Origin of the sequence: Streptomyces sp. NPDC007945, from assembly GCF_042958885.1 — a bacterium.
In the GTDB taxonomy this organism is placed as follows: Bacteria; Actinomycetota; Actinomycetes; order Streptomycetales; family Streptomycetaceae; genus Streptomyces.
Genome location: NZ_JBIBJV010000005.1, coordinates 498,827 through 522,760 on the forward strand (window position 1 = coordinate 498,827; position 23,934 = coordinate 522,760).

Consider the following 23,934-nt stretch of genomic DNA (forward strand, 5'->3'; position numbering starts at 1 on the left):
TTCCGTGTCCCGTCGGACTGTCTGAGCGGCTGAACCCCCTTGGCCCGTCGCAGCGTCCGGAACGGCCGCGGTCCGTCGGAACGTCGCCCATCGGTCGGTCGTCCGTCGGTCGGCACGGGTGGAGGGGTGCGCGGCCCGCCGCTCGGGCGCGCCGCGCACCGGGACTCACGCCTTGCGGAGCCGGCCGATGATGCCGTCGATGTCGCGCTGCATCATGTCGTGGCGGATGTAGTGGCCGCCCGGGACCTCGTGCCACTCGTGCGGGATGCCCGCGTTCCCGAGGAGCGAGCGGAACTCCCGCTGGCCCCAGAGGACATGGGACTCGTTGGCGGAGTCGAACCAGTTGACCGGGTCCGGGCTGGTGCCGGCGACCAGGAAGACCCGCTTGTGGCGGTAGCTCTCGATGCGCTGGACCGGGTTGTCGGCGCTCACGCGCGCCTCGTCCCAGAACGGCGCGCCGTAGACCGTGCCGCCGCCCAGTTCGAGCGCCGCCGAGGTGGCGTTGGCCCAGTGGACCACCATGCCGTTGTCGCGGCGGAGGCTGGCCGGGCCCGAGTGGGAGCTGACCGAGGCGAAGTGGCCGTAGTACTTGGCCGCGTACTTCAGGGCGCCGAAACCGCCCATGGAGAAGCCGGAGACGGCACGGCCGTCGTACTCGGCGTAGGTGCGGAAGTTGGCGTCGATCCAGGGGATCAGCTGCGCGATGTGGAAGTGCTCCCAGTTGCGCGGGCCGACGTTGGAGCTGACCGGGTTGGAGTACCAGCCCGTCCGCCCGCCGTCGGGCATCACGACGATGATCGGTTTGCCCGCGGTCCAGGCTCGGACGCCCTCGCGGTCGAAGGTGATGAAGTCCTGCTCGCCGCCGTGGAGCAGGTACAGCACGGGATAGCGGCGGCCGCTCCAGTGGTAGTCGTCGGGCAGGAGCACGTTCACGGCGGGGTTCCAGCCGATGGCGCTCGTGGAGAACCGGTAGTACCACATGCGGTGGTCGGCCTCGCCGCGCTCCACGATCCGCAGTCCGAAGCCGTCCCCGACGGCGGCGGCCGGCCCGGCCGCGGCGACGACGCCCGCACCGCCCAGGGCCAAGGCGGCCGACAGGCCGCCCACGGACTTGAGGATGTTCCTGCGCGAGGGATGCTGCGCGCCCAACGTGACCTCCGGGTCGAGAACGTGGAAAGGCCCGGAGGGCGCCGGGGCTCGCGCCCCGCCCCGCCCCGGACCGTACGGTCGAACGGTCCGGAAGCTAGCAATCGGACGGGCGGGCCGGGACCCGGAAGGTTACGGACTGACACACCGAAGCCGGTGAGCTAGGGCCATGCGGGGGTGGGGGCGGTGGCGCCTGCGGCTTCGTCAGGGGGCGGACAGTCCTTCGAGGGGCCGCGGTCGTGTCGGTCCGTCGCGCGACCGTGGCGAAGGCGCGGGCCCTGACCGGGCCCGGTTTCCGGCCGCGACGACGAGGCCGACCGGTACCGTCCGGTCCGGCGGCCTCGCCACGGGGACCGCTCGCATGCCGTACGGCACTCCGAGGACGTGCAACCGGACGTGCGGGACGACGCTCGTGCCGGAGGACGTCCTCGGAGCGGAGGTCCGCCCGCACCCCACCGTGACCAGGGGGTGTTCCGCCCAGAAGGAGCCGGTCGGCTGGGCGAGGGCGCCGGACGCGGTGGGGACCCCGCCGCGTCCGCAACCGGCCGGTCAGACCACCGCGCGGGGCGGTGACCCCGCTCGTCCGGGCGTCGCGGTCGGCGAGGATCCGCCGCGCCCGCAGGACGATCCGCTCGCCCCTGCGTGAGCCCTCGTACGCGCGGCGCCGTCGGACCAGCGCGACGCCCGGCTCCGCGCCGCCGCACCGGGGCGGCCGGCCGCACCACGGCCGCGGACGGGTCCGCCCGCCCCTCGGGCTGCCGAGTGGCACGTGCCCGTGCGGCGGCGCTCCCGAGGCGTGCCGGGGGCCGCCGCATGGACGGGTGCGACCGGGTCAGGCCGTCGGAGTCAGGCCCCGACGGCTGGGTCAGGCCGCCGGAGTCAGGCCCCGACGGCTGGGTCAGGCCGCCGGAGTCACGCCTGGACGGCCGGGCCAGACCATCACAACGTCACGCCCCGACGACCCGGTCGTACCCTCGACGCCACGCCCCCACGACCCGGTCGTACCCTCGACGCCACGCCCCGACGACCCGGTCAGACCATCGACGTCGCACCCGACGCATCGGTCAAACCATCCGCGTCACGCCTCCGGCTTCTGGAAGAGGAGCAGTGTCGAGGCGCCGAAGGCCTCCGTGTCGGTGTGCGTGCTGCTCACCAGGGTGAAGCCGTGGCGCCGGATCTCCTCGACCAGGGCGTCGCCCTCGCGCTCCGCGTAGGGCAGGACCTCCAGGCCGATGTTCTTCTCGCCGTCCGCGACCCGGATCTTCCGGGGGATCACGCGGCCGGGCACGAGGTCGGCGGCGACCTCCTCGTAGTCCGGGATGGAGAAGAAGCCCTTGCCCCAGTCGCTCGCGCAGTGGTCCACGACGAAGTGACCGCCCGGGCGGAGGATCTCGAAGACGCGGGAGATGTGGCCGGCGCGCTGCGCGTCGTCCACGAGCATGTGGAGGCAGCCCATGTTCATGGCCAGGTCGAAGCTGCCCTCCTCGAAGCCGCGGAGGTAGATGATGTCGCGCTCCATGAACCCGGACGGGTCCAGGTTCGCGGCCGCGGCCCGCTCACGGGCCCGGGAGAGGGCCGAGTGCGACACGTCGACCGAGACGACCTGGTGCCCCTGGGACAGGAGGTACAGCGAGTCGCGGCCCTCGCCGCAGCCGAGGTCGATGATCCGCTGGGAGAAGATCTCCGGACGCTCCCCCATCAGCTGGAGGAGCGAGGCGTTCGGCTCCTCCGACTCCCAGAGCTCGGCGCCGTGCTCGTACACGGTCCGGTAGCGGTCCTCGTAGCCGAAGTAGTAGTCGTCGATCGAGCCGACGATGTTCCGCACGTCGTCGCTGGTGGGCGAGAACTCGACCGGCGAGGCCGTGACGTCGGCCTCCCCGCCGAGCACCATCAGCGCCGTGTCGTCGACCAGGCCGATCGCGAGCAGGTACTGCGACTCGCCGCACTCGACCGGTTCGCCGACCCCGAAGGGCGCACAACACTCCTTGAGTGTCTCCAGGGTGATCGCGGCGGCCTTCTCGCACCGGAAGATCGCCGCGCGTCCCTGGGTCACCTTGGCGACGAAACCGGCCGTGCCGTCGAGCTGCCACACGGTCTTGCGGTCCTGGAGCGGGATCGCGGTCAGCTGCATGCCCTCGGGCGCGATCTCGTCGGATATCGCCTGGTAAAGGCTCACGTCAGTACCCCCTGTGAATGGTTCTCGGATGTGCGCAGTTCCGCCAGGCGCTCTTCGTAGCGCTGGATGACGGGGCCTTGGTGCCGGAAGATCCGGCCGGAGTCGCGCAGGTGGCGCGCGAGTTCGTAGTTCCGGGAGCGCAGGGCGGCCTCGATGCCGGTCATCTCGATGACGTCGCGCTGGGCGTTGCTGCCGCCCATCTCGGACGAGTGGCGGAAGGACCGGGCCAGGCGGGCCGCGGCGTCGGCGTAGTCGCCGGTGGTGAAGGAGCGGAAGCCGAGGAAGATGTCGACCATCTCCTCGGACACCTTCTCGCGCCGGGACAGGACCGCTTCCAGGAGGGAGTCCGCGCGCCCGTGGTCGCCGACCTGGCAGTAGGTGAGGTAGGCGTGGAAGTCGTTGAAGAGGTACCAGTTCTCGTCCGTGTACGGCTTCCAGTCCTCGTAGAGCGACTGCCAGTACGCGGAAAGGTCGAGCGACGGCCTGACGAGGGCGAGCCGCCAGAGCAGCGTCACGGCGTCCAGGTCCTCGGCCGAGCGCGCGGACGTCTTGCGGCGGATGCCGATGCGGTAGCACGCCAGGACGTCCTGGACCCGGTCCGCGTACAGCTCGAAGAGGGCGTAGTGCCACCAGACGTGGATGCGCATGGGCGTGGAGGCGTCCCTGCCGCGCATGTAGTCCTGGATGTAGCGGGCGCCCTCTGCGTGCCGGCCCGTCTCGTACAGGCAGTGCACCAGGGCGTGCATGGCGTAGATGTCGTCCGCGTGGGCCTCCAGCGCGACCCCGCAGCGCTCGATGGCCGCCGTGATGAGGCCGTTCTCCTCCAGGGCGAAGCCGTGGAGGCCGATGAGGTAGCCGGTGACGGGGTCGTCGTCCGTGAACCGGCCGATGGCGGCCTCGATCGAGGCCAGCATGTGCGGGGCGTCGCCGAGGTAGAAGTCGAGCATGTGCGCCGCGTAGACGGACACGGCGTCGCCGGGGTACGTGTCGACGAGGGTCTGGAAGCCGTTCCTGGCCGTCACCAGGTCGCCGGCCGCCCAGGAGCCGAGGGCGGAGAGCATGGCCCGGGTGCGCGGCTCGGCCGGGTCGGTCTCGCTCAGGGAGTCGCAGATCCGCGCGGCCTCCATGGCCGAGGGGCGCTCCATGGAGCACAGCAGGTCGACGGCGAGCATGAGCGCCAGGGGCGGGGTGGATCGCGCGTACCTGCGACATCGCTCGTGGTCCAGTTTCATGGAGACGAGTTGGACGGTCGCCTTCTCGACGACCTCCATGTCCGCCGGTTGTTCCACAAGATGCGGAACGCCTCGGGAATCGTGCATCACTGTCATTCGGACACCTCACTCGGAATGAGTCGACGGCCTTGGACTGCGTGGATCCGGTGGAATGAGAGAACAAGCAACAGCGTCAGGGCGAACGGGGCCAGCCAGATGTGGGAGGCGACGTACCTTCCGCCCGCCAGGACCGCCGAGAGCAGGATGAGCGAATAGGCGTTCGCATGGGCCACGATGGCCCCGACCTGTTGCGGCGAGAAATTCGATGCCGCTTCCGAGCGCAGAATCACCCGCAGTGATCCGAAGGCGCACCCGAGGATGAAGATGGCGATGGACTGCGGCACCCCGAATGCGGGGAAGAAGAGCCAGATCGCCATGGCGGCGACGACCGCGGCGGCGGCTCCCATGAGAATCCAGCGCAGCCCGGGGTTTTTCGCGAAGCGATGCAGGAACGTTCCGGCAACGGCCATTCCGATACCGAGGAGCATGTCCAGGATGCCGACGGTGAGCATGCTCCCGCCGTTGGCCAGCACCTGCAGGGGCAGCATGAAGTTGAACGTCCCCAGGATGGGCCAGACGAACATGAAGGCGAGGAGGTAGAGGACGCCGAGGCCGCCCGTGATCCTCGGCCTGGCCTCCCGCGCCGCCTGCTCCGCGGGGGAGGCGGCGGCCCGCTGGACCCCCAGGCTCAGGACCGCCACCACGGCGAACAGGGCGGCGCAGACGACCAGCACCCACTCGGCCCGGACCACCCGCGTGAACAGGGGGGCGAACAGCGGGCCCACCATGAGCGCGACCTGGTTGACGGTCATGGTCAGCGAGCTGGATCTGCGCAGGGCGTCGCCGTCGAGGCCGGACGCCTCGTCGTTGAACCAGACCTCCCACGCCGATTCCAGGTAGAAGAAGAAGATCCAGAGGACGAAGTTCAGGGCGACGACGGCCTGGACGTGGCTGTAGCCCGCCGCGATCACCAGGAGCGTCAGGGCGACGCCCGCGAGCCCCGCGGCGGTCATCCGGGCCCCGCCGGCGATCGGCACGAAGCGGATCAGCGACGGGACGAAGACGGCCGGCACGAACGACAGGGCGGTGGAGACGGCGAGCACGTCGTACCCGCCGTCCTGCGCCGACGCGATGTGCCAGTTCAGCAGGAGCAGCACGACCCCGCTGAAGAACCGGTAGAGACCGGAGTAGAGCGTGTACCGACTCACTCCCCCGCCGCCTCGTCGACGACGAAGATCTGGTCGGCCAGCTCCTTCGCCACGTCGACCGGGAGGGAGGTCTTCTCGTCGAAGAGCCGGTCCCAGTCGAGTTCGACGAGGCCCTCCCTGTTGCTCCAGTTCTTGGCGCTCTGGGAGAGGTCGCCGCTCTTGGCGCTGATGTTGAGGCTGCGCACCTCGGGCGGCAGCGGCTTCCCTTCGAGCACGTCCTGGATGCGGCCCTCCCGGGCCTTCAGGAAGGCGATGGCCGAGGTCCTGACGGGCGCCGCGGCGGCGACGACGTCGAACAGGTCCTCGCCGAGGTACGAACCGACGTGGACCCGGTAGGGGTTGAGCTCGTAGGCGCGCTCGACCTGGTCCATGATGCCGTCGCCGCCCGGGCGGGCGGCCACCTCGATCACCCAGGGCGTCCCGTCCGCGGCGAACTTGATCTCCACGTGGGCAAGGCCCCGGTCGACGCCCAGCGCGACGCAGGCCCGGACGGCGAGGTCGTTCAGCTCGGGGTCGTCGGTGCGGTGGCTCGGCACCAGGTGCGCGGTCTCGGCGAACCAGGGCCGCGGGGAGAGGTACTTCTCGGTGACGGCGAGGACCCGGGCCCGGCCCGCGCCGCACAGGACCTCGACGGACACCTCGTCGTCGGAGTCGACGAACTGCTCGACGAGGTACTTGTCGCCGAGGATGTTGAAGGACGATCCGTACTGGGCGATGACGGCCTTGGACTCCGCGAGACCGGCGACGGCCTCCTCGCGGGTCGTGGCCAGGACGACCCCGCCGCTGCCCCCGAAGTCGTACGGCTTGATGACGACGGGCAGGCCGACGGCGTCGAGGGCCTCCAGCAACTCCTCCTCGGACTCCACGAGAAGGGAGCGGGGCGTCCTCACGCCGGCGTCGAGGAGGGCCCGCTTCATGGCGTGCTTGTTCCGGGCGTTGTTCACCGCGTCGACGCCCAGTCCGCCGAGACCCAGGGCGCGGTTGACGGCGTTCGCCGAATCCACCGTCCAGTCGTTCAGCGGGACGACGACCTTGGGGGTCCAGCCCCTGGCGGCCTCCGCGCGGATGGCGCTCAGCAGGGATTCCGGGTCCTTGGGATCGGCCGACAGCATATTGTCGAATGTGCGATTCCGCTTGCGCACGGCGTCTTCCGAGGCCGCCCACACAGGAAGATCGGTAATCTGCTTCGCTCCCGAAAAGGCCCGTTCCCGGAGATACTGGTCGGCGCCGAGCAGGAGTACATATTCCTTGGAGTGCACAGATTTTCCCCATCTTCCATGGGTTCAGAAATACTGGGATTCACTCGGCGTCTTCGCACGTCATCGGGTCGGAGACGAGTGCGGAATTCAATGCCGAGGGGGCGCCGGGACGCGGCAGCAGCGATCCATGATTGTCTCTAGCTGCGCCTCATTTTAATTCCCCCATGCCCATTCTCCCCTTCCGCCGCCAGAGCGTAGCCGCGCCCTACGGGGCGTGCAAGCGATCGTTTTCAGACGTGGCGAAAAAAGAGCGGCGCCTTGTGGGGCGCTGACGGAAGGGCGAATACGTGTAGCAGACAATAGGTCTCACGGCGTCCCGCGTCTCCGCGCAGACACCCTATTGACCTGGGAAGACGAGGGGGACGACCCGCACCCGCCGACGTCCCGGCCGACCGCGCTCCGCCCCGGCGCGCCCGCCCGGCCGGAGCGGTACCCCGGTCGAGCGGCGCCGTCCTGGCCCATGAAGCACCGCGCCGGACGGCCGTCGGTGGTCGTGACGGTGGAACCCACCGACGAGCAGAACTGGCCGAAACCGATTCCGAAGCGGTGCCGGTGTCGTCGGAGGTGCCGGTGCCGGTGTCGTAGGAGGTGCCGGTGCCGGTCCCGCTGCCGGTCCCTCCCCACGGGCCGACCCCGTGGGGAGGGGTGGCGGCCGTCGCTCCGCCGCAGTGCTTGAATAGACCGTCGTTCCTGGTCATGCAAGGAGAAGTGCTGTGCCCCTGGTGTCGGTCGTGATGCCCGTGTACAACTCGGCGGCCACTCTTGGCGCGGCCGTCCGGTCGGTGCTGACGCAGACGCACAGCGACGTGGAGCTGCTGGTCACCGACGACCAGTCCTCCGACGGCTCCATGGACCTGCTCCGGGAGTTCGCCGAGCAGGACGAGCGCGTCCTGCCGCAGTCGGCGCCCGAGCGGGGCGGCGCGGGCCGCGCCCGCAACCTCGCGATCTCGCGGGCCCGGGGCGACTACATCGCCTTCCTCGACAGCGACGACATGTGGCTCCCGGAGAAGACCGAGAAGCAGCTCGCCTTCGCCGCCGAGGGCACGGCGCCGCTGACGTTCACCTCGTACTACAAGATGGACGCCGACCACGCCGGCGAGAGCACCGACTGGGTGCCGAACGGGCGGGTGATCCGCGCGCGCGAGCACGTGGACTACCGCGCGATGCTGGTCCGGGACTACATCGGCGCCCTCACCGCCATGTACGACCGCAGGGTTCTGGGCACGAGGCTGATGCCGGAGATGCGCAAGCGCCAGGACTACGCCCTCTGGCTGTCGATCATGCGGGACGGCGCGGACGCCCGCGGCCTGGTCGAGCCGCTCGCGGTCTACCGGGCCCACCAGGCGAACTCCCTGTCCTCCAACAAGGCGTCCCTGATCAAGTACAACTGGGAGCTGTACCGCGAGCACGAGCACCTGTCGGTCCCCCGGTCGGCGCGCGCGCTGGCCGGCGCGGCGTGGCAGTCTCTGCGGAACTCCCGGATCTGACCCCTCGCCGCGCCGGAGCCGGTGGACCACCGGCCCCTGCGGGGCGGCCCGGGCACCGGCGCCTGCCACCCGCGCCGGTCGAGGGTCACGCACACCGGCCGTGTCCGTCCCGGCCGTGACCGCCACCGTGACCGCCCCGTCCGTGACCGCCCCGGTCGGCCGCCCTTCCCCGTACACCACACCCCCGCCCCGGTCGCAGCCCACGCCCCGGCCGTCGGCCGCACGCCCGGCCGTCCCTGTCGGCGATGCCCCTCGGACGGCTGTCCCACGGTCGCACCCGCCGACACCGGCCGGTGCGCACCGGTGCGCGCTCGCACCTCCGCGTCGATAATCGAGCCGTGTCGCGCCCGCTCGAAGACGCCCGGCTCGCTCGCCCGTCCGACGACCGCCAGGAGGTACGCGTGAAGATGCTGATCAATGTGCCGGAGACCGTGGTGGCCGATGGGCTGCGGGGGCTTGCCGCGGCTCATCCGGAGTTGACCGTGGACGTCGAGCAGCGGGTGGTGGTGCGGCGGGACGCGCCGGTGGCCGGGAAGGTGGCGCTGGTCTCCGGGGGCGGGTCGGGACACGAGCCGTTGCACGCGGGGTTCGTGGGGCCGGGGATGCTGGACGGGGCCTGCCCCGGAGAGGTGTTCACGTCGCCGGTGCCGACGCAGATGGTGCGGGCGGCGGCGGCCGTGGACAGCGGTGCCGGGGTGTTGTTCGTGGTGAAGAACTACACCGGGGACGTGCTGAACTTCGAGATGGCCGCCGAGCTCGCCGAGGACGAGGGCATCCAGGTCGCCAAGGTGCTCGTGGACGACGACGTGGCCGTGACGGACAGCCTGTACACGGCGGGGCGGCGCGGGACCGGGGCCACGCTGTTCGTGGAGAAGATCGCCGGGGCGGCGGCCGAGGAGGGCGCGCCCCTGGAGCGGGTGGAGGCCCTGGCGCGGCGGGTGGTGGCGCGGTCGCGGTCGTTCGGGGTGGCGCTGAGTGCGTGCAGCACGCCCGCGAAGGGCGGTCCCACCTTCGATCTGCCGCCGGGCGAGCTGGAGTTGGGGGTCGGGATCCATGGGGAGCCGGGGCGGGAGCGGCGCGGGATGATGACCGCGGGAGAGATCGCCGAGGTCGCCGTCGACGCCGTCCTGGACGACCTGCGGCCCTCGGACCCGGTGCTGCTGCTGGTGAACGGGATGGGCGGGACGCCGCTCCTGGAGCTGTACGGGTTCAACGCGGAGGTGCGGCGCGTGCTGGACGCCCGGCGGGTGCCGGTGGCGCGCACGCTGGTCGGGAACTACGTGACCTCGCTCGACATGGCGGGCTGCTCGGTCACCCTGTGCGCCGCCGACGAGGAGCTGCTGCGGTTGTGGGACGCGCCGGTGGCCACGCCCGCGCTGCGCTGGGGACGGTGAGCCGGTGACGAGCACGGAGGCGTACGGCGCCGCTTTCGCGGTGCGGTGGATGGAGGGCGTCGCGGCGGCCGTGGCCCGGGAGGCCGGACGGCTCACCGACCTGGACGCGGCGATCGGCGACGCGGACCACGGGGCCAATCTGAAGCGGGGGTTCGCCGCCGTGGCCGACGCGCTGGCGAAGGAGCCGCCCGCGACCCCGGGCGCGGTCCTCGTCACCGCCGGCGGGCTGCTGATCGCGACCGTGGGCGGGGCATCGGGGCCGTTGTACGGGACGTTGCTGCGGCGCGCCGGGAAGGCGCTCGGCGAGGCCGGCGAGGTGTCGCGGGCGGAGCTGGCGGACGCGCTGGCGGCCGGGGTCGCGGCGGTCGGGCAGCTGGGCGGGGCGGTCCCGGGCGACAAGACGATGCTGGACGCGCTGACCCCGGCCGCGGAGTCGCTGCGCGAGTCGTTCGCGGCCGCGCGGTCCGCGGCGGAGGCGGGCGCGCTCGCGACGGTGCCGCTGCGCGCCCGGAAGGGCCGGGCCGGCTATCTCGGTGAACGCTCGGTCGGACACCAGGATCCGGGGGCGACATCGTCGGCTCTGCTGTTCGCGGCCCTGGAGGAGGTGGCGGCCGGATGAGCGGGGACAGGGTCGGGATCGTGCTCGTCTCGCACAGCGCGGCCGTCGCCGACGCCGTCGCGGAGCTGGCCCGCGGGCTCGCGGGCGGCGGTGACCTGGCGCCGGTGGCGGCGGCCGGCGGCCTCCCCGGCGGCGGCCTGGGTACGAGCTCCGCGCTGATCACCGCGGCGGCGAAGGCCGTCGACGCGGGCGCCGGCGTGGCGCTCCTGGTGGACCTGGGCAGCGCGGTCCTGACGGTGAAGGCGCTCCTCGCGGAGGGCGACGAACTCCCGGCGGGGGCCCGGCTCGTGGACGCCCCCTTCGTCGAGGGCGCGGTGGCCGCCCTGGTGACGGCGAGCGCGGGCGGCGACCTCGACGCGGTCGCCGCCGCGGCCTCGGAGGCGTACGGCTACCGCAAGACCTGAGCGCCCGGCGCCGACCGGCTGGGGCCGTCGGGGCGTGCGGGGAGGGGCCGAGCGGGGGCGGCGGGGTCGGTGCTCCGGAGCGCGAGTGACCGACCCCGCATTGTGATGAAGCAGGTCAACACACTAATGTCACAGGGCCTTGGTGTTCGGGAAACCGGTGCAGTACCGGTGCGGCCCTCGCCACTGTGATCGGGAGGTCCGGCTCCATCCCCTCGGGGAAGCCACTGCTCCGCCGCGGGAGACCGTCGCGGGGTGGGAAGGCGGAGTCGGGCGGCACTACCGTCAGCCAGGAGACCGGCCAGGGCGCGTTGTCCATCCACGAGGTGCTGGAGAGGGTCTCCCGATCATGCATATCGCCGAGGGGTATCTACCCCCCGTCCACGCGGCCGCCTGGGGCGTCGCGTCGGCTCCGTTCGTCGTCCACGGCGTCCGCGCGCTCACCCGCGAGGTGCGCGCCAACCCCGAGTCCACCCTGCTGCTCGGTGCCGCGGGTGCCTTCACGTTCGTCCTGTCCGCCCTCAAACTGCCCTCGGTGACGGGCAGTTGCTCCCACCCGACGGGCACGGGGCTCGGCGCCATCCTGTTCCGGCCGCCGATCATGGCGGTGCTCGGCACGATCACCCTGCTGTTCCAGGCGCTGCTGCTCGCCCACGGCGGGCTGACCACGCTCGGCGCCAACGTCTTCTCCATGGCGATCGTCGGCCCGTGGGCCGGATACGGCACGTACCTGCTGGTCAGGCGGTTCGGGGCGCCGCTGATGGTGGCGGTGTTCGCCGGCGCGTTCGTCGCCGACCTCTCCACCTACTGCGTGACCAGCGTCCAGCTGGCCCTCGCCTTCCCCGACCCGGGCAGCGGCGTCGCGGGGTCGCTCGCCAAGTTCGGCGGGATCTTCGCGGTGACGCAGATCCCGCTCGCGGTGAGCGAGGGGCTGCTGACCGTCCTGGTGATGCGGCTGCTCACCCAGTCCAGCAAGGGCGACCTGCTGCGGCTCGGCGTGCTCGCCGCGTCGAAGCCGGCGGAGCGGCGCGAGGAGGCGGCGGCGTGATGAGCAGGAACGCGAAGATCAACGGTCTGCTGCTCCTGCTGGTCGCGGCGCTGGCCGTGCTGCCGCTGGCGCTGGGGCTCGGCGACCACAAGGAGGAACCCTTCACCGGTGCCGACGCCGAGGCGGAGACGGCGATCACGGAGATCGAGCCGGACTACGAGCCGTGGTTCTCGCCACTGTACGAACCGCCGTCCGGTGAGATCGAGTCGGCGCTGTTCGCGCTCCAGGCGGCGCTCGGCGCCGGCGTCCTCGCCTACTACTTCGGGCTGCGGCGCGGACGGCGGCAGGGCGAGGAGCGGGCGGCGGCCCGGAGCGGCGGCGGCGCGCCCGCCACGGGCGCGGAGAAGGACGCGTAGCCGCCGATGCTGCCGATCGACGCGGCGGCGCACAGCAGCCGCTGGCGCCGCCGCCATCCGGCGGAGAAGGCCGTCCTCGGGTTCGGCCTGACCCTGTGCGCGGTGTGCCTGCCGCCCTGGCCGGGGGCTCCCCTGGTCGCGGCGGCCACTCTCGCCGTGCTGCTCGGGCCGGCCGGTGTGCCGGGCCGGCAGCTGTGGCGGGCGTTCCGGATCCCGCTGGGCTTCTGCGTCACCGGTGCCGTTCCGCTGCTGTTCTCGGTGGGCGGGTCCGGCGGTCTCGTCGCCTGGGCGCCGGACGGCCCGGCGCACGCGGGGGAACTGCTGCTGCGGACGGCCTCGGCCTCGCTGGGCGTGCTGCTCTTCGCCTTCACCACCCCGGTGTCGGACGTGCTGCCGCGGCTCGTGCGCGCCGGGGTGCCGGCTCCGGTGGTGGACGTGGCCCTGGTGATGTACCGGATCGTGTTCCTGCTGCTCGACGCGCAGGGCAAGGTGCGCCAGGCGCAGGCCGCGCGGCTCGGGGCGACGACCCGGGCCGCGGTGTGGCGCTCGCTGGCGGGGCTCGGCGCGACCTCCTTCGTGCGGGCCTTCGACCGGGCGCAGCGGCTCCAGAGCGGACTCGCCGGGCGCGGTTACGACGGCACCCTGCGGGTCCTGCTGCCCGAGGCGCCCGTCTCCCGCCCGTTCCTCGCGGCGACGGGCGGCCTCCTCGCGGGGCTCGTCGCCCTCACCCTCGTCCTGGAAGGACTCCTGCCATGACGGCCCCCACCCCGGTCGTGGAGTTGGTCCGCGCGGGTTTCGCGTACGAGGACGGACCCGCCGTCCTCACCGACGTCGGCTTCGCCGTGCACGAGGGGCGGGCGGTGGCGCTGCTCGGGCGCAACGGCGGGGGGAAGACGACGCTGCTGCGGCTGCTGAGCGGCGGGCTGCGGTGCGGGAGCGGGGCGCTGCTCCTGGACGGCGCGGAGGTGGCGTACGACCGGAAGGGCCTGACCCGGCTGCGGAGCTCCGTGCAGCTGGTGGTGCAGGACCCGGACGACCAGCTCTTCGCCGCGTCGGTGGCGCAGGACGTGTCCTTCGGGCCGATGAACCTGGGGCTGCCGGAGCGCGAGGTGCGGCTGCGGGTGGCCGAGGCGCTGGAGGCGCTGGACATCACGGCGCTCGCGGACCGGCCGACGCACCTGCTGTCGTACGGGCAGCGGAAGCGGGCGGCGATCGCGGGCGCGGTGGCCATGCGCCCCCGGGTGCTGATCATGGACGAGCCGACGGCGGGCCTGGACCCGCACGGCCAGGAACGGCTCCTGGAGACCCTGGAGCGGCTGCGGGCGGCGGGCACGACGGTGGTCATGGCGACGCACGACGTGGACCTGGCGCTGCGCTGGGCCGACGAGGCGGCCGTCCTCTCCCCCGCCGGTCTGCGCACCGGCCCGGCGGCGGAGCTCCTCGCGGACGACGCGCTGCTGGACGCGGCCCGGCTGCGCCGCCCGTGGGCGGTGCCGGTCGGCCGGCTGCTGCGGGCCCAGGGCCTGCTGCCGGAGGGCGTACCGGCGCCCCGGACGGCGGAGGAGCTGGACGTGCTGCTGGACGGGGTGGGCTGAGCGTCCCCGGCGGCGGGCGGACGCGGTCCGGCCCGCCGGTCCGCGCCGCCGGTGGCCGCCCCGGAGACGGGGCCGACGCTGCTGCCGCGCACCTCGGCGGTCGGCCCGCCCCGAGACGGTGACGCTCGGCCCCGAGGACCAGGAGGCCGACGGCGGCCTCGGCCCGACACGTACGGCGTGGTCCGGTCCGGCCGGGTGCGGGAGCCGGGCGAGCGGTTCGGGAAGCGGCGCCGGGTGCCCGGCTCGCCGGGCGGCGCGCCCTCCTGCCTGCCGGACGACCGGCGGCCCGACGGCCCCTCGCGCGTGGGCGCGAGGGAGTGCGCGGCGCACCTGCTGGAGGGGATCGACGCGCCGTCGGCGAAGAACCTCGGCGGTCGGCTGGGGTGCCTCGTCGTCGGCGGGCGCCGCCGCGAGGGGCCTTCCTCATCGACCGAGCACATCACGTCGGCTTCCGGCCACCTTCTACCGAGTAGTAACCATCACACCCCGATCCTTCTGCAACTAGTTGCAAAACTCGTGCCGGGTCGCCTACAACAGGATCCGACGATCCCTGCGCGAGGAGGCGCCCCGTGACCGCGACGACCCCGTACCCGCATCTGCTCAGCCCGCTCGACCTCGGCTTCACCACCCTGCCCAACCGGGTGATCATGGGGTCGATGCACGTCGGCCTGGAGGAGACCGAGCACGGCTTCGAGCGGATGGCGGCCTTCTACGCCGAGCGGGCGCGCGGCGGCGCCGGCCTCATCGTCACCGGCGGCATCGCGCCCAACGAGGCCGGCCGGCCCTGGGACGGCGGCGCCAAGCTCACCACCGCCGAGGAGGTGGCCGAGCACCGGCTGATCACCGACGCCGTGCACGCCGAGGGCGGCCGGATCGCGATGCAGATCCTGCACTTCGGCCGTTACGCCTACCACCCCGCCCTGGTGGCGCCGAGCCCGATCCAGGCGCCCATCAGCCCCTTCGTGCCCAACGAGCTGACCGACGCCGAGGTCGAGCAGACCGTCGAGGACTACGCCCGCTGCGCCGAGCTCGCCCGGGAGGCCGGCTACGACGGCGTCGAGGTCATGGGCTCCGAGGGCTACCTCATCAACGAGTTCATCGCCGCCGCCACCAACCACCGCACGGACCGCTGGGGCGGCTCCTACGAGAACCGGGTCCGCTTCCCGCTGGAGATCGTGCGCCGGATCCGCGAGCGGGTCGGCACCGACTTCATCATCGTCTACCGGCTCTCCATGCTGGACCTCGTCCCCGGCGGCTCCACCCTGGAGGAGGTCGTCCGGCTCGCCCAGGAGATCGAGTCGGCCGGCGCCACCATCATCAACACCGGCATCGGCTGGCACGAGGCCCGCATCCCCACCATCGCCACCTCCGTGCCGCGCGGCGCCTACACCTGGGTGACGAAGAAGCTGATGGGCTCGGTGTCCGTGCCGCTCGTCACCTCCAACCGCATCAACACCCCGGACGTCGCCGAGGAGATCCTCGCCGACGGCCGCGCCGACCTCGTGTCGCTCGCCCGCCCCTTCCTCGCCGACCCCGCCTTCGTGAACAAGGCCGCCGCCGGCCGGGCCGAGACCATCAACACCTGCATCGGCTGCAACCAGGCCTGCCTCGACCACACCTTCAACCTCAAGATCACCTCCTGCCTGGTCAACCCGCGCGCCTGCCACGAGACCGAGCTGATCCTCTCCCCCACCCGCCTCGCCAAGCGGATCGCCGTCGTCGGCGCCGGCCCCGCCGGTCTCTCCTGCGCGGTCTCGGCCGCCGAGCGCGGCCACACGGTCACCCTCTTCGACGCCGCCTCCGAGATCGGCGGCCAGCTGAACGTCGCCAAGCGGGTCCCCGGCAAGGAGGAGTTCGACGAGACCCTCCGCTACTTCCGCGTCCAGCTCGCCGAGCGCGGCATCGAGGTCCGCCTCGACACGTACGTCTCCGCCGCCGACCTCGACGGCTACGACGAGGTCGTCGTCGCCACCGGCGTCACCCCCCGCGACCCCGGCATCGAGGGCCAGGACCACCCCAGCGTCCTCAGCTACCTGGACGTGCTCCGCGACGGCGCGCCGGTCGGTGAGCGGGTCGCCGTCATCGGTGCCGGCGGCATCGGCTTCGACGTCGCCGAGTTCCTCACCGACGGCGGCGAGGGCGCGAGCCAGGACCCCGAGACGTACTTCCGCCAGTGGGGCGTCGACACCTCCTACGAGAACCGCGGCGGCCTGCGCAAGCCCGAGCGGAACGCGCCGCCGCGCCAGGTCCACCTGCTCCAGCGCAAGACCACCAAGGTCGGCGCCGGCCTCGGCAAGACCACCGGCTGGATCCACCGCACCGAGCTCAAGCACCGCGGCGTCGCCATGGTCGCCGGCGTCACCTACGACCGGATCGACGACGAGGGCCTGCACCTCACCGTCGAGGGCGAGCCGCAGGTCCTGCCGGTCGACACGATCGTCCTCTGCTCCGGCCAGGAGCCGCGGCGCGGGCTGTACGAGGAGCTGGTCGCCGCCGGCCGCACGGCACACCTCATCGGCGGGGCCGACGTCGCCGCCGAACTGGACGCCAAGCGCGCGATCGACCAAGGCACGCGGCTCGCCGCCACCCTGTGACCCGCTGACCCGCCCGTACGCCGCGCGGCCCGAACCTAGGATGCGAGCATGTCCCTCCCGCACGCGATCCTCACCGCGCTGCTCGAGAAGCCGTCCTCGGGCCTCGAACTGACGCGCCGCTTCGACAAGTCGATCGGCTACTTCTGGTCGGCGACGCACCAGCAGATCTACCGGGAGCTGGGGCGTCTGGAGGAGGCCGGGCAGATCCGGGCCCTGCCCTCCCCCGTGCCGGTGCGCGGGCAGCGCAAGGAGTACGAAGTGCTGCCCGCGGGGCGGGAGTTCCTGCGGGAGTGGGTGGGCAGGGCCGAGGACCCGAAGCCGCTGCGGTCCGCGCTGCTGCTGCGGTTGCGGGCCGCCGCGGTGGTCGGCTCGGCCGGGCTCCGGGCCGAACTGGAGCGGCACCTCGCCCTCCACCGGGCCCAGCTCGACGAGTACGCGGCCATCGAGGAACGCGACTTCCCGCCCGAGCGGCGCACCGGGGAGCCCGACCGGCTGCGCCACCTCGTGCTGCGCGGCGGCATCGACCTGGAACGGTTCTGGGTGGAATGGCTGACGGCCGCGCTGGCGGAGCTCGGACCCCCGGAGGACTGAGCCCCGCACCCCGCGGCCCGCGCGCCCGTTCCGCCCCCTTCCGCCCCCGGCGCGCTCCGGTGCGCGGCCCCTCCGCCGTGGATACTGGTCGGTATCGACACCGGTACCGGTTCGTGATCCACGGAGGAAAGGGCGGGTATGGCCGACGACTTGGGGCGCCGCGGCGCACGTCACGCGGTGGTCATCGGGGGAAGTCTCGCCGGACTGCTGGCGGCGCGGGTGCTCGCGGAGCACGCGGAGCGGGTGACGGTCGTCGAGCGCGACCGGCTGCCCGAGGGGCCGGACGCCCGGCCGGGGGTGCCGCAGGGCCGGCACCTCCACGTGCTGATCGAGGGCGGCCAGCGGGCACTCGACGAGCTGCTGCCCGGTTTCATGGACGAACTGCGGGAACTGGGCGCGCCGAAGGTGGCGATGCCGACGGACATGGTCCAGTGGCAGGCGGGCCAGTGGTACACGCGCTTCCCCGCCTCCGCGTACTTCTACAGCGGCCCGCGGCCCCAGCTGGAGTGGCTGGTGCGGCGGCGGGTGCTCGCCGACCCGCGCATCGAACTCCTCGACGGCACCGAGACGGTGGGCCTCACCGGGACCGCCGCGCGGGTGACCGGGGTGCGGCTCCGCGAGCGAGGCGCGGGCGCCGGGCAGGAGCCCCGCACCCTCGCCGCCGACCTGGTGGTGGACGCCGCCGGGCGGTCGACGAAGGCAGCGGACTGGCTGGCGGGGATCGGCGCGGAGGCCCCGCACGAGGAGACCCTCGACACCGGGCTCGCCTACGCCTCCCGGATCTACCGGGCGACGGACGGGGTGCCTTCCACCGACGCGAAGGGCTACTACATCGTGCCGGGCCCGCGGCAGACGTACGCCGGGGTCATCGTGCCGCTGGGCGACGGCCACCACATGGTCACCTTCTCGGGACTGCGCGGGGAGGCGCCGCCCACCGAGGAGGAGGCCTTCGAGGCGTACGCGAAGCGGCTGCCGCACCCGGTGCTGAGCGACTGGGTGTCCGCCGCGGAGCCGGTGACGCCGGTCCACGGATACCGGCGGACCGCCAACGTCCGCCGCAGGTACGACCGTCCGGGCCGCCGACCGGCCGGCTTCCTCGCCACCGGCGACGCGCTGTGCGCGTTCAACCCTATCTACGGGCAGGGCATGACGACGGCGGCGCTCGCCGCGGTCGCCCTGCGCCGGACGCTGGCCGACACCCGCCGGGTCCCGACCACGCGCCGGGTGCAGCGGGCGCTCCTGGACGCGTCCCGGCAGGCGTGGGAGATCTCGGCGGGCGCGGACCGGAAGATGCCGGGTGCCACGGGCGACGCGGCCCGCCTCCAGCCGGCCGACCGTTTCGCCGACTGGTATCTGGGGCGGATCCAGGCACTGGCGGCGGGCGACCCGGCGGTCGGGGCGTCCTTCCGGGCGGCGCTGAACCTGATGGCGCCGCTGAGCAGCCTCTTCGCCCCGTCGCTGGTCCGCGCGGTGCTCTTCGCGCCGGTGCCCGAGACCCCGGCGGAGCCGCCGCTGCGCCTGGACGCCTGACCCCTCGTCCACCGGGGGCGGGCGGCCGTGGCCGCCCGCCCCACCGGCCGAGATCCGGCGTTCCGTCAGACGCCCGGGGCCGCCGTGATCATGCCGGCGGCGATGCCGGCGCCGAGGGTGGCGTAGTCGTCGGCGTTCTGGGCGGCGTAGGCGAGGGAGAAGTCGGCGACGGCACGGTCGAAGACGTCGGAGGAGCCGAGGTAGGCGGCGATGGCGATGCGGTCGCCGGAGCGCGCGTGGGCGCGGGCCAGGGCGCGGCCGCAGAGCCGGGCGTACTCGCGGAGCAGGGCGGGGGTCATCGTCTCGACCTCGGCGGAGCCCTTCATGTCGCGCAACTGGCGCCAGTAGAAGTGGCGTTCCTCGGGTCCGGTCATCCAGCCGAGGAAGATGTCGCTGGCGGCCTGGGTGAGCCGCTGGCCGCAGACGACGCGCCGGCCCTGGTGGGGGTGGACGGACGGCGCGAGGTACGCCTCCAGGACCGAGCGGGCGGCCTCCTTGATCTGCAGGATCAGCGGGTCGCCCTCGTCGCGGCCTTCGAGGAGGACGACGAAGCAGCGGGTGCCGACGCTGCCGACGCCGACGACCTTGCGGGCGGCGTCGCGGAAGCGGTAGCGGTCGAGGAGGACGCGGCGCTCCTCGGAGAGCGAGCTGCGGTAGTCGCCGAAGATCTTGCCGAGGGTGATCCGGTCGAGGTCGGCGACGCGCTCCAGGAGCGGCGGGTCGTCGGTGATGCGGCGGACGCCGTCGCCGTCCCGGGCGGTGAGCTTGTCGAGGGCCTGGAGGCTGGTGCGGCGGCGGGCCTTGGCGAGGTTGCGGTCGAGCCTCTCGCGTTCGCGGGGGCGGGCGAGGGCGGCGAGGTCGTCGGCGGCGATCCGCTCGTACCAGACGGCGAGCTCCCCGAGGCCGGCGAGCCGGCGCATCGTCGTGCGGTACGCCTCGACGGCGGCGAGCGCGGCCCGGTGGGCCTTGGGGCGCGGGCTGCCGTTCTGGAGGGCGGCGACGGCGACGCTGGCGGCGAGGCGCTTCACGTCCCACTCGAAGGGGCCGGGGAGGGTCTCGTCGAAGTCGTTGACGTCGAAGAGCAGCGTCCGTTCGGGTGAGGCGTAGACGCCGAAGTTCAGCAGATGGGCGTCACCGCAGAGCTGGACGGTGAGTCCGGTGTTCCGCGTGGCGCCGAGGTCGGCGGCCATGACGGCGGCGGCGCCGCGCAGGAAGGCGAAGGGGGAGGCGGCCATCCGTCCGTACCGGACGGGCGCGAGGTCGGGCAGGCGGTCGGCGGCCTGCTGCTCCAGGACGGTGAGCGGGTCGGGGCGCTGCGAGCTCGGTATCCAGCGGCCGTGCGAGGACCGCGGAACCCGCTTGCGGGCCGCGCGGCCGCGGTCGGCGCGTTCGGAGGGCGTCGTCATCCGGCCTCACCCCTCATCCACCGCCGGCGTCGGCCGGCCCTGTCGCCTGGTCCCCATTACAAGTCGCCACGCGGGTTTCGGCCACTCTGCACGGTCGCCCTAGCAAAATGGTTTAGACCAATGATAGGAATTGATCACCCATACGGCCCACGCGGTGACGCTGAGCGAAGAAGGGGTCCAATCATGGCCGTACCCGATTCCGCGCCCGATTCCGAGCCCCCGGAGGGGGTGGTCCCGCGCTATCTGCGGGTGGCCGCCGCCCTGCGGGACGACCTCGTCCGCCACGCCCTCGCCCCCGGCAGCAGGCTCCCCTCGGAACGTTCCCTGGCGCAGCGGTACCACGTCAACCGGCAGACCGTCCGCAGCGCGCTCCAACTGCTGCGCGAGGAGCGGCTCGTGGTCACCGACCGCCGCGGCACCTTCGCCGCGCACGACCCGTCGCTCGGCGGGACCCCGCGGCCCGGGCCGCCGCCGGCGCCGTCCGCCTCCCGGCCGGTCTTCCCCGGCGGGCCGCGCGCGGCGGACGCGCTGGTGCGGGCCTCGCTCGGCTGGGAGCCGCCGCCGTCGGCACTGGCCCCTCGACTGCACCTGGCGCCGGGCGAACCGACGCTCGTCCACCGGCACCGGGTGCTCGCCCCGCAGGGCCCCGAACTCCAGCGGGCGGTCTCGTGGTTCTCGCGGGCGGCGCTGGAGGAGATCCCGCAACTGGCCCGCTACCGCCGGGCCCGGTACGGCGTGCGCCAGCCGGACCTGCGGCTCCTCTACCACTGGATGCACCAGGCGGGCCTGCGCGCCACCCACCGGGAGTCGGTCCGGGTCCCGCCCGGTCCCGGGGGCGCGGCGGCGGACGGGGCGGCCCGGCTGAGCGTCCACCGGGTGGTGAGCGACCAGCACGGGCACGTCCTGGAGGTCACGGACATCGAGTTCTCGGCCCGGGAGGCGGCCTGGACGTACGAGTACAGCCTGTGACACGGCCCCTGACGGAACCTCAGACGATGTTCTCGGTGAGCTCCGCCTCCTCACGGGCCGTACCGCCGTACGGGGTCGGCGTGCCGTACGACCGGCGGGCGGCATACCACCAGACGGTGGCCAGCAGGAGGACGACCGCGAGGGCGATGACCGCGTAGTTCATGGTGTCGACGGTCACCGGGCTCTTCTGGGGCAGGCAGAAGAGGACGGTCACGACCGCGACCCAGCCGACGGCGGTCCACCCGATCGGCCGGCTCCAGCGGCCGAGGCTCCACGGGCCGGGCGTGAAGTCGCGCCCGGCCCTCAGCCGCAGCAGGATCGGGATGGCGTAGGCGGGCGTGATGCCGATGACGTTGATCGCGGTGACCGCGCCGTACGCGGTCGGCGAGTACAGCGACGGCAGGGCGAGCACCGCGGCGGCGCCGACCGACAGCCAGACCGCCGGCACCGGCGTCTGGGTGCGCGGGCTGACCTTGCGCCAGGTCGCGGACGCCGGAAGGGCGTTGTCGCGGCTGAAGGCGAAGACCATGCGGCTGGCCGCGGCCACCTCGGCGTTGCCGCAGAAGAGCTGGGCGACGATGACGACGAGCAGCAGGGCGGTGGCGCCGCCGGTACCGAGGGCGTCGAGGAAGATCTGGGCGGGCGGCACGCCGGTCGCGCTTCCGACGGTGCCCGCGTAGTCCTGGATGGCGAAGGTGAGCCCGGCGAGCAGGGCGAAGCCGGCGATCCAGGAGACCCAGATGGCGCGGACGATGCCCTTGGCCGCCGTCACGGAGGCGTTGGCGGTCTCCTCCGAGAGGTGGGCGGAGGCGTCGTAGCCCGAGAAGGTGTACTGGGCGAGGAGGAGTCCGATCGCCGCGACGTAGAACGGATTCGCCCAGCCGGTGTCGTTGACGAACTCGGTGAAGACGAACCCGGCCGACTGGTGGCGGTCGGGGACGATCGCGAGGGCGCCGACGATCACGGCGACGCCCCCGAGGTGCCACCAGACGCTGATCGAGTTGAGGACGCTGACGAGGCGCACGCCGAAGAGGTTGAGGGCGGCGTGGAGCAGCAGGATCGCCAGGAAGATCAGGAAGGTGGAGCCCGGCGTCGGTTCGAAGCCCCACTGGAGGTTGAGGAAGGCGCCGGTGAAGAGCGCCGCGCCGTAGTCGATGCCGGCGATGGCACCGAGCAGGCCCAGCAGGTTCAGCCAGCCGGTGTACCAGCCCCAGCGGCGGCCGCCCAGCCGGTCGGCCATGTAGTACAGCGCCCCGGAGGTCGGGTAGGCGCTGGTGACCTCGGCGAGGGCGAGGCCGACGCAGAGGACGAAGAGGCCGACGCCCGCCCAGCCCCAGAGCATCACGGCGGGGCCACCGGTGCCCAGGCCGAAGCCGTACAGGGTCATGCAGCCGGAGAGGACGGAGATGACCGAGAAGCTGATGGCGAAGTTGCCGAAGCCGCCCATGCGGCGGGCGAGCACCGGCTGGTAGCCGAGCTCGCGCAGCCGGGCCTCCTCGTCGGGTAACGCCGGGGACGGGTGGCGCGGTGCCTCGGGTGGAGTGGCGGGGGACATCGGGGAACCTTTCCGGAAGGGGGTGGGACTGCTCAGCAGGGGGCCGCTCCGACGGGGATCGCTCCTCAGGAGGGCCGCCGCCCTCAGGGGGCTGCCGCTCCGAAGGGGGTCGCTCAGCCGGCGAGGCAGCGGGCGCGGGCCCGCAGGAAGACCTCCTCGGCGAGGGCCCGGTCGCCCGGCCGCGGGGTGCGGTAGGCCCAGGGCACGGTGGTGTAGTACGGGCCGAGGGCCTCGAAGACCCGTGCCGCGTCGGCGAAGCGCAGGGCGCCGAAGAGGGCGTGCGCGAGGTGGTTGAGGTCCAGCTGGGAGGCCTCCGGCACGGCGCAGAAGAGGAACCAGGCGTCCATCGCCCGCCGGGCCTCTCGGATCGCGTCCTCGGCCACCCAGTGCAGGTCCAGGGCGTGTTCGTGCCCCCGGTCGCGCCGGTAGCGCTCGACCCGCACGTAGAGCGGCAGGGCGTGCAGGGCGGAGCCGCGCGGCGCGGCGGCGGCCACCCACTGCGCGTAGTTGACCGCCTCGGAGAGCGGGCCCTCGCTGCGCGCGTACACGAACTGCAGCATCCGGTGGTAGGCCTCGCGGTTGTACGGGTCGCGCCGGTCGGCCTCCGCGAGCAGCGCCCACGGGCCGGGCGGCAGCATCGGCGCGGGCGGCGCGGCGCGGAGCTCGGGGGCGTCCTTGCGGGGGTCGAGCGCGGCGAGGGCGAGGAGGCAGATCCACGGCACCGGGTCGGCGGGGGCGCGTTCGCCGGCCTCCCGGCAGGCGGTCCAGGCCTCCTGCCGGAGGGTGCGGGCGCGCGGGTGGTCGGAGCGGTGGGCGCGGACGGCTCGCTCGACGGCGACGCGGGCGTGCATGACGCAGGCGGCGGCGCTGCCGGGCCGTTCGGCCCGCCAGCTGTGGACGACGTCGGAGCCGGCGGCGACGGTGGCGAGGACCTGGGTACGACGCGTCCAGGCGTCCCAGTGGCCGGCGCCGGTGCGGTCGTCCGTGCCGCCGACCGCGTGGGCGTCCGGGCCCTCGGTGCCGTCCGGGCCTTCGAGGAGGCGGGCCATCTCCCCCCAGCGGCCGGTGCGCAGGTCCTGGAGCGCGTGCCGCAGGGCGTGGTCGTGGCCCGCCGGATGGAAGACGGGCCGGAAGCCTTGCCCGGGCATCAGCCGGCGGGACGGGGGGCGGGCGGGACGACGGGCCGCCCGGCTGTCCGGGCGGCGGGCCGCGCGGCGGGTCTGGAGCGGGGGCGTGCGGCGGGTCGGGCGGGCGGGCGGGCGGTGAGCGTGGTCATCGGTCCTCGGTCGGGCGCGGTCGGTCGGCGAGCGGCGCCCGCGCGTCCGACGG

Annotated in this window: 20 protein-coding genes and 1 riboswitch; of the genes, 12 read left to right on the forward strand and 8 right to left on the reverse strand. The window is 73.4% G+C overall.

Annotated features, from left to right (window positions below; translation table 11 throughout):
• Positions 1–165: 165 nt before the first annotated feature.
• The 5 genes from ACFZCF_RS19275 to ACFZCF_RS19295 form a co-directional block, all read right to left on the reverse strand.
• Entirely contained in the window at positions 166–1,149 is a 984-nt protein-coding gene (locus ACFZCF_RS19275) for an alpha/beta hydrolase-fold protein (RefSeq protein WP_391287488.1), read from the reverse strand.
• 1,075 nt (positions 1,150–2,224) lie between these two features.
• Positions 2,225–3,322: a class I SAM-dependent methyltransferase gene (locus ACFZCF_RS19280; protein ID WP_388444734.1), complete on the reverse strand. Its 1,098-nt coding sequence runs from the start codon at positions 3,320–3,322 to the stop codon at positions 2,225–2,227.
• A complete protein-coding gene (locus tag ACFZCF_RS19285; RefSeq protein WP_391287491.1) occupies positions 3,319–4,611 on the reverse strand; it encodes a hypothetical protein in 1,293 nt (430 codons plus the stop codon). The genes ACFZCF_RS19280 and ACFZCF_RS19285 overlap by 4 nt, the downstream gene beginning before the upstream one ends.
• A 35-nt stretch (positions 4,612–4,646) precedes the next feature.
• Positions 4,647–5,750: a hypothetical protein gene (locus tag ACFZCF_RS19290; protein WP_391287493.1), complete on the reverse strand. Its 1,104-nt coding sequence runs from the start codon at positions 5,748–5,750 to the stop codon at positions 4,647–4,649.
• A gap of 47 nt (positions 5,751–5,797) precedes the next feature.
• On the reverse strand, positions 5,798–6,913 hold the full coding sequence (locus ACFZCF_RS19295; protein ID WP_391287494.1) for an ATP-grasp domain-containing protein: 1,116 nt from the start codon (positions 6,911–6,913) through the stop codon (positions 5,798–5,800).
• An 860-nt stretch (positions 6,914–7,773) separates the two neighbouring features.
• Here ACFZCF_RS19295 and ACFZCF_RS19300 point away from each other — a divergent pair.
• The 11 genes from ACFZCF_RS19300 (at position 7,774) to ACFZCF_RS19350 (ending at position 18,675) form a co-directional block, all read left to right on the forward strand.
• Complete coding sequence (locus tag ACFZCF_RS19300; protein ID WP_388444745.1) at positions 7,774–8,547, forward strand: glycosyltransferase family 2 protein; 774 nt, start codon at positions 7,774–7,776, stop codon at positions 8,545–8,547.
• A 401-nt stretch (positions 8,548–8,948) separates the two neighbouring features.
• Complete coding sequence (gene dhaK / locus ACFZCF_RS19305; RefSeq protein WP_388444960.1) at positions 8,949–9,941, forward strand: dihydroxyacetone kinase subunit DhaK; 993 nt, start codon at positions 8,949–8,951, stop codon at positions 9,939–9,941.
• Positions 9,942–9,990: 49 nt separating this feature from the next.
• The gene (gene dhaL / locus ACFZCF_RS19310) at positions 9,991–10,560 is read left to right on the forward strand and encodes a dihydroxyacetone kinase subunit DhaL (RefSeq protein ID WP_391287620.1); all 570 of its coding nucleotides are present in this window, start codon (positions 9,991–9,993) and stop codon (positions 10,558–10,560) included.
• On the forward strand, positions 10,557–10,964 hold the full coding sequence (locus ACFZCF_RS19315) for a PTS-dependent dihydroxyacetone kinase phosphotransferase subunit DhaM (RefSeq protein WP_391287497.1): 408 nt from the start codon (positions 10,557–10,559) through the stop codon (positions 10,962–10,964). Before dhaL ends, ACFZCF_RS19315 begins: the two co-directional genes overlap by 4 nt.
• A gap of 95 nt (positions 10,965–11,059) precedes the next feature.
• Positions 11,060–11,282, forward strand: a riboswitch (cobalamin riboswitch).
• A gap of 28 nt (positions 11,283–11,310) precedes the next feature.
• Positions 11,311–12,009 (forward strand): energy-coupling factor ABC transporter permease, encoded by a 699-nt coding sequence (locus tag ACFZCF_RS19320; RefSeq protein WP_391287499.1) that lies wholly within the window; start codon positions 11,311–11,313, stop codon positions 12,007–12,009.
• Positions 12,009–12,365 (forward strand): energy-coupling factor ABC transporter substrate-binding protein, encoded by a 357-nt coding sequence (locus ACFZCF_RS19325; RefSeq protein WP_388444754.1) that lies wholly within the window; start codon positions 12,009–12,011, stop codon positions 12,363–12,365. Before ACFZCF_RS19320 ends, ACFZCF_RS19325 begins: the two co-directional genes overlap by 1 nt.
• Before the next feature lie 6 nt (positions 12,366–12,371).
• A complete protein-coding gene (cbiQ, locus tag ACFZCF_RS19330) occupies positions 12,372–13,121 on the forward strand; it encodes a cobalt ECF transporter T component CbiQ (protein WP_391287501.1) in 750 nt (249 codons plus the stop codon).
• The gene (locus ACFZCF_RS19335) at positions 13,118–13,960 is read left to right on the forward strand and encodes an ATP-binding cassette domain-containing protein (RefSeq protein WP_391287502.1); all 843 of its coding nucleotides are present in this window, start codon (positions 13,118–13,120) and stop codon (positions 13,958–13,960) included. The genes cbiQ and ACFZCF_RS19335 overlap by 4 nt, the downstream gene beginning before the upstream one ends.
• A 569-nt stretch (positions 13,961–14,529) precedes the next feature.
• Positions 14,530–16,554, forward strand: a complete 2,025-nt coding sequence (locus ACFZCF_RS19340; RefSeq protein ID WP_391287503.1) for an FAD-dependent oxidoreductase — start codon at positions 14,530–14,532, stop codon at positions 16,552–16,554.
• A 48-nt stretch (positions 16,555–16,602) separates the two neighbouring features.
• Positions 16,603–17,145 carry a PadR family transcriptional regulator gene (locus ACFZCF_RS19345; protein ID WP_388444768.1) on the forward strand — a complete coding sequence of 181 codons (543 nt, stop codon included), beginning with the start codon at positions 16,603–16,605 and terminating at the stop codon, positions 17,143–17,145.
• 138 nt (positions 17,146–17,283) lie between these two features.
• Positions 17,284–18,675, forward strand: a complete 1,392-nt coding sequence (locus tag ACFZCF_RS19350) for an FAD-dependent monooxygenase (RefSeq protein ID WP_391287506.1) — start codon at positions 17,284–17,286, stop codon at positions 18,673–18,675.
• Positions 18,676–18,740: 65 nt separating this feature from the next.
• On the opposite strand, the gene ACFZCF_RS19355 is transcribed toward ACFZCF_RS19350, so the two are convergent.
• Positions 18,741–20,081 carry a DUF2252 family protein gene (locus ACFZCF_RS19355; RefSeq protein ID WP_391287508.1) on the reverse strand — a complete coding sequence of 447 codons (1,341 nt, stop codon included), beginning with the start codon at positions 20,079–20,081 and terminating at the stop codon, positions 18,741–18,743.
• A gap of 183 nt (positions 20,082–20,264) precedes the next feature.
• Here ACFZCF_RS19355 and ACFZCF_RS19360 point away from each other — a divergent pair, with 183 nt between their 5' ends.
• A complete protein-coding gene (locus tag ACFZCF_RS19360) occupies positions 20,265–21,050 on the forward strand; it encodes a GntR family transcriptional regulator (protein WP_391287510.1) in 786 nt (261 codons plus the stop codon).
• A gap of 19 nt (positions 21,051–21,069) precedes the next feature.
• Here ACFZCF_RS19360 and ACFZCF_RS19365 read toward each other — a convergent pair whose 3' ends face one another.
• Entirely contained in the window at positions 21,070–22,605 is a 1,536-nt protein-coding gene (locus ACFZCF_RS19365; protein WP_388444780.1) for an amino acid permease, read from the reverse strand.
• Between the two features lie 113 nt (positions 22,606–22,718).
• A complete protein-coding gene (locus tag ACFZCF_RS19370; protein ID WP_388444783.1) occupies positions 22,719–23,753 on the reverse strand; it encodes a hypothetical protein in 1,035 nt (344 codons plus the stop codon).
• Between the last annotated feature and the right edge of the window lie 181 nt (positions 23,754–23,934).

Excerpts from the sequence above, each read along its gene's own strand:
- ACFZCF_RS19295 (WP_391287494.1), bottom strand. The coding sequence starts at position 6,913 with ATGCTGTCGGCCGATCCCAAGGACCCGGAATCCCTGCTGAGCGCCATC.
- dhaL (WP_391287620.1), top strand. The coding sequence starts at position 9,991 with ATGGAGGGCGTCGCGGCGGCCGTGGCCCGGGAGGCCGGACGGCTCACC.
- ACFZCF_RS19315 (WP_391287497.1), top strand. The coding sequence starts at position 10,557 with ATGAGCGGGGACAGGGTCGGGATCGTGCTCGTCTCGCACAGCGCGGCC.
- ACFZCF_RS19320 (WP_391287499.1), top strand. The coding sequence starts at position 11,311 with ATGCATATCGCCGAGGGGTATCTACCCCCCGTCCACGCGGCCGCCTGG.
- ACFZCF_RS19325 (WP_388444754.1), top strand. The coding sequence starts at position 12,009 with ATGAGCAGGAACGCGAAGATCAACGGTCTGCTGCTCCTGCTGGTCGCG.
- cbiQ (WP_391287501.1), top strand. The coding sequence starts at position 12,372 with ATGCTGCCGATCGACGCGGCGGCGCACAGCAGCCGCTGGCGCCGCCGC.
- ACFZCF_RS19335 (WP_391287502.1), top strand. The coding sequence starts at position 13,118 with ATGACGGCCCCCACCCCGGTCGTGGAGTTGGTCCGCGCGGGTTTCGCG.
- ACFZCF_RS19345 (WP_388444768.1), top strand. The coding sequence starts at position 16,603 with ATGTCCCTCCCGCACGCGATCCTCACCGCGCTGCTCGAGAAGCCGTCC.
- ACFZCF_RS19350 (WP_391287506.1), top strand. The coding sequence starts at position 17,284 with ATGGCCGACGACTTGGGGCGCCGCGGCGCACGTCACGCGGTGGTCATC.
- ACFZCF_RS19355 (WP_391287508.1), bottom strand. The coding sequence starts at position 20,081 with ATGACGACGCCCTCCGAACGCGCCGACCGCGGCCGCGCGGCCCGCAAG.
- ACFZCF_RS19360 (WP_391287510.1), top strand. The coding sequence starts at position 20,265 with ATGGCCGTACCCGATTCCGCGCCCGATTCCGAGCCCCCGGAGGGGGTG.
- ACFZCF_RS19365 (WP_388444780.1), bottom strand. The coding sequence starts at position 22,605 with ATGTCCCCCGCCACTCCACCCGAGGCACCGCGCCACCCGTCCCCGGCG.
- ACFZCF_RS19370 (WP_388444783.1), bottom strand. The coding sequence starts at position 23,753 with ATGCCCGGGCAAGGCTTCCGGCCCGTCTTCCATCCGGCGGGCCACGAC.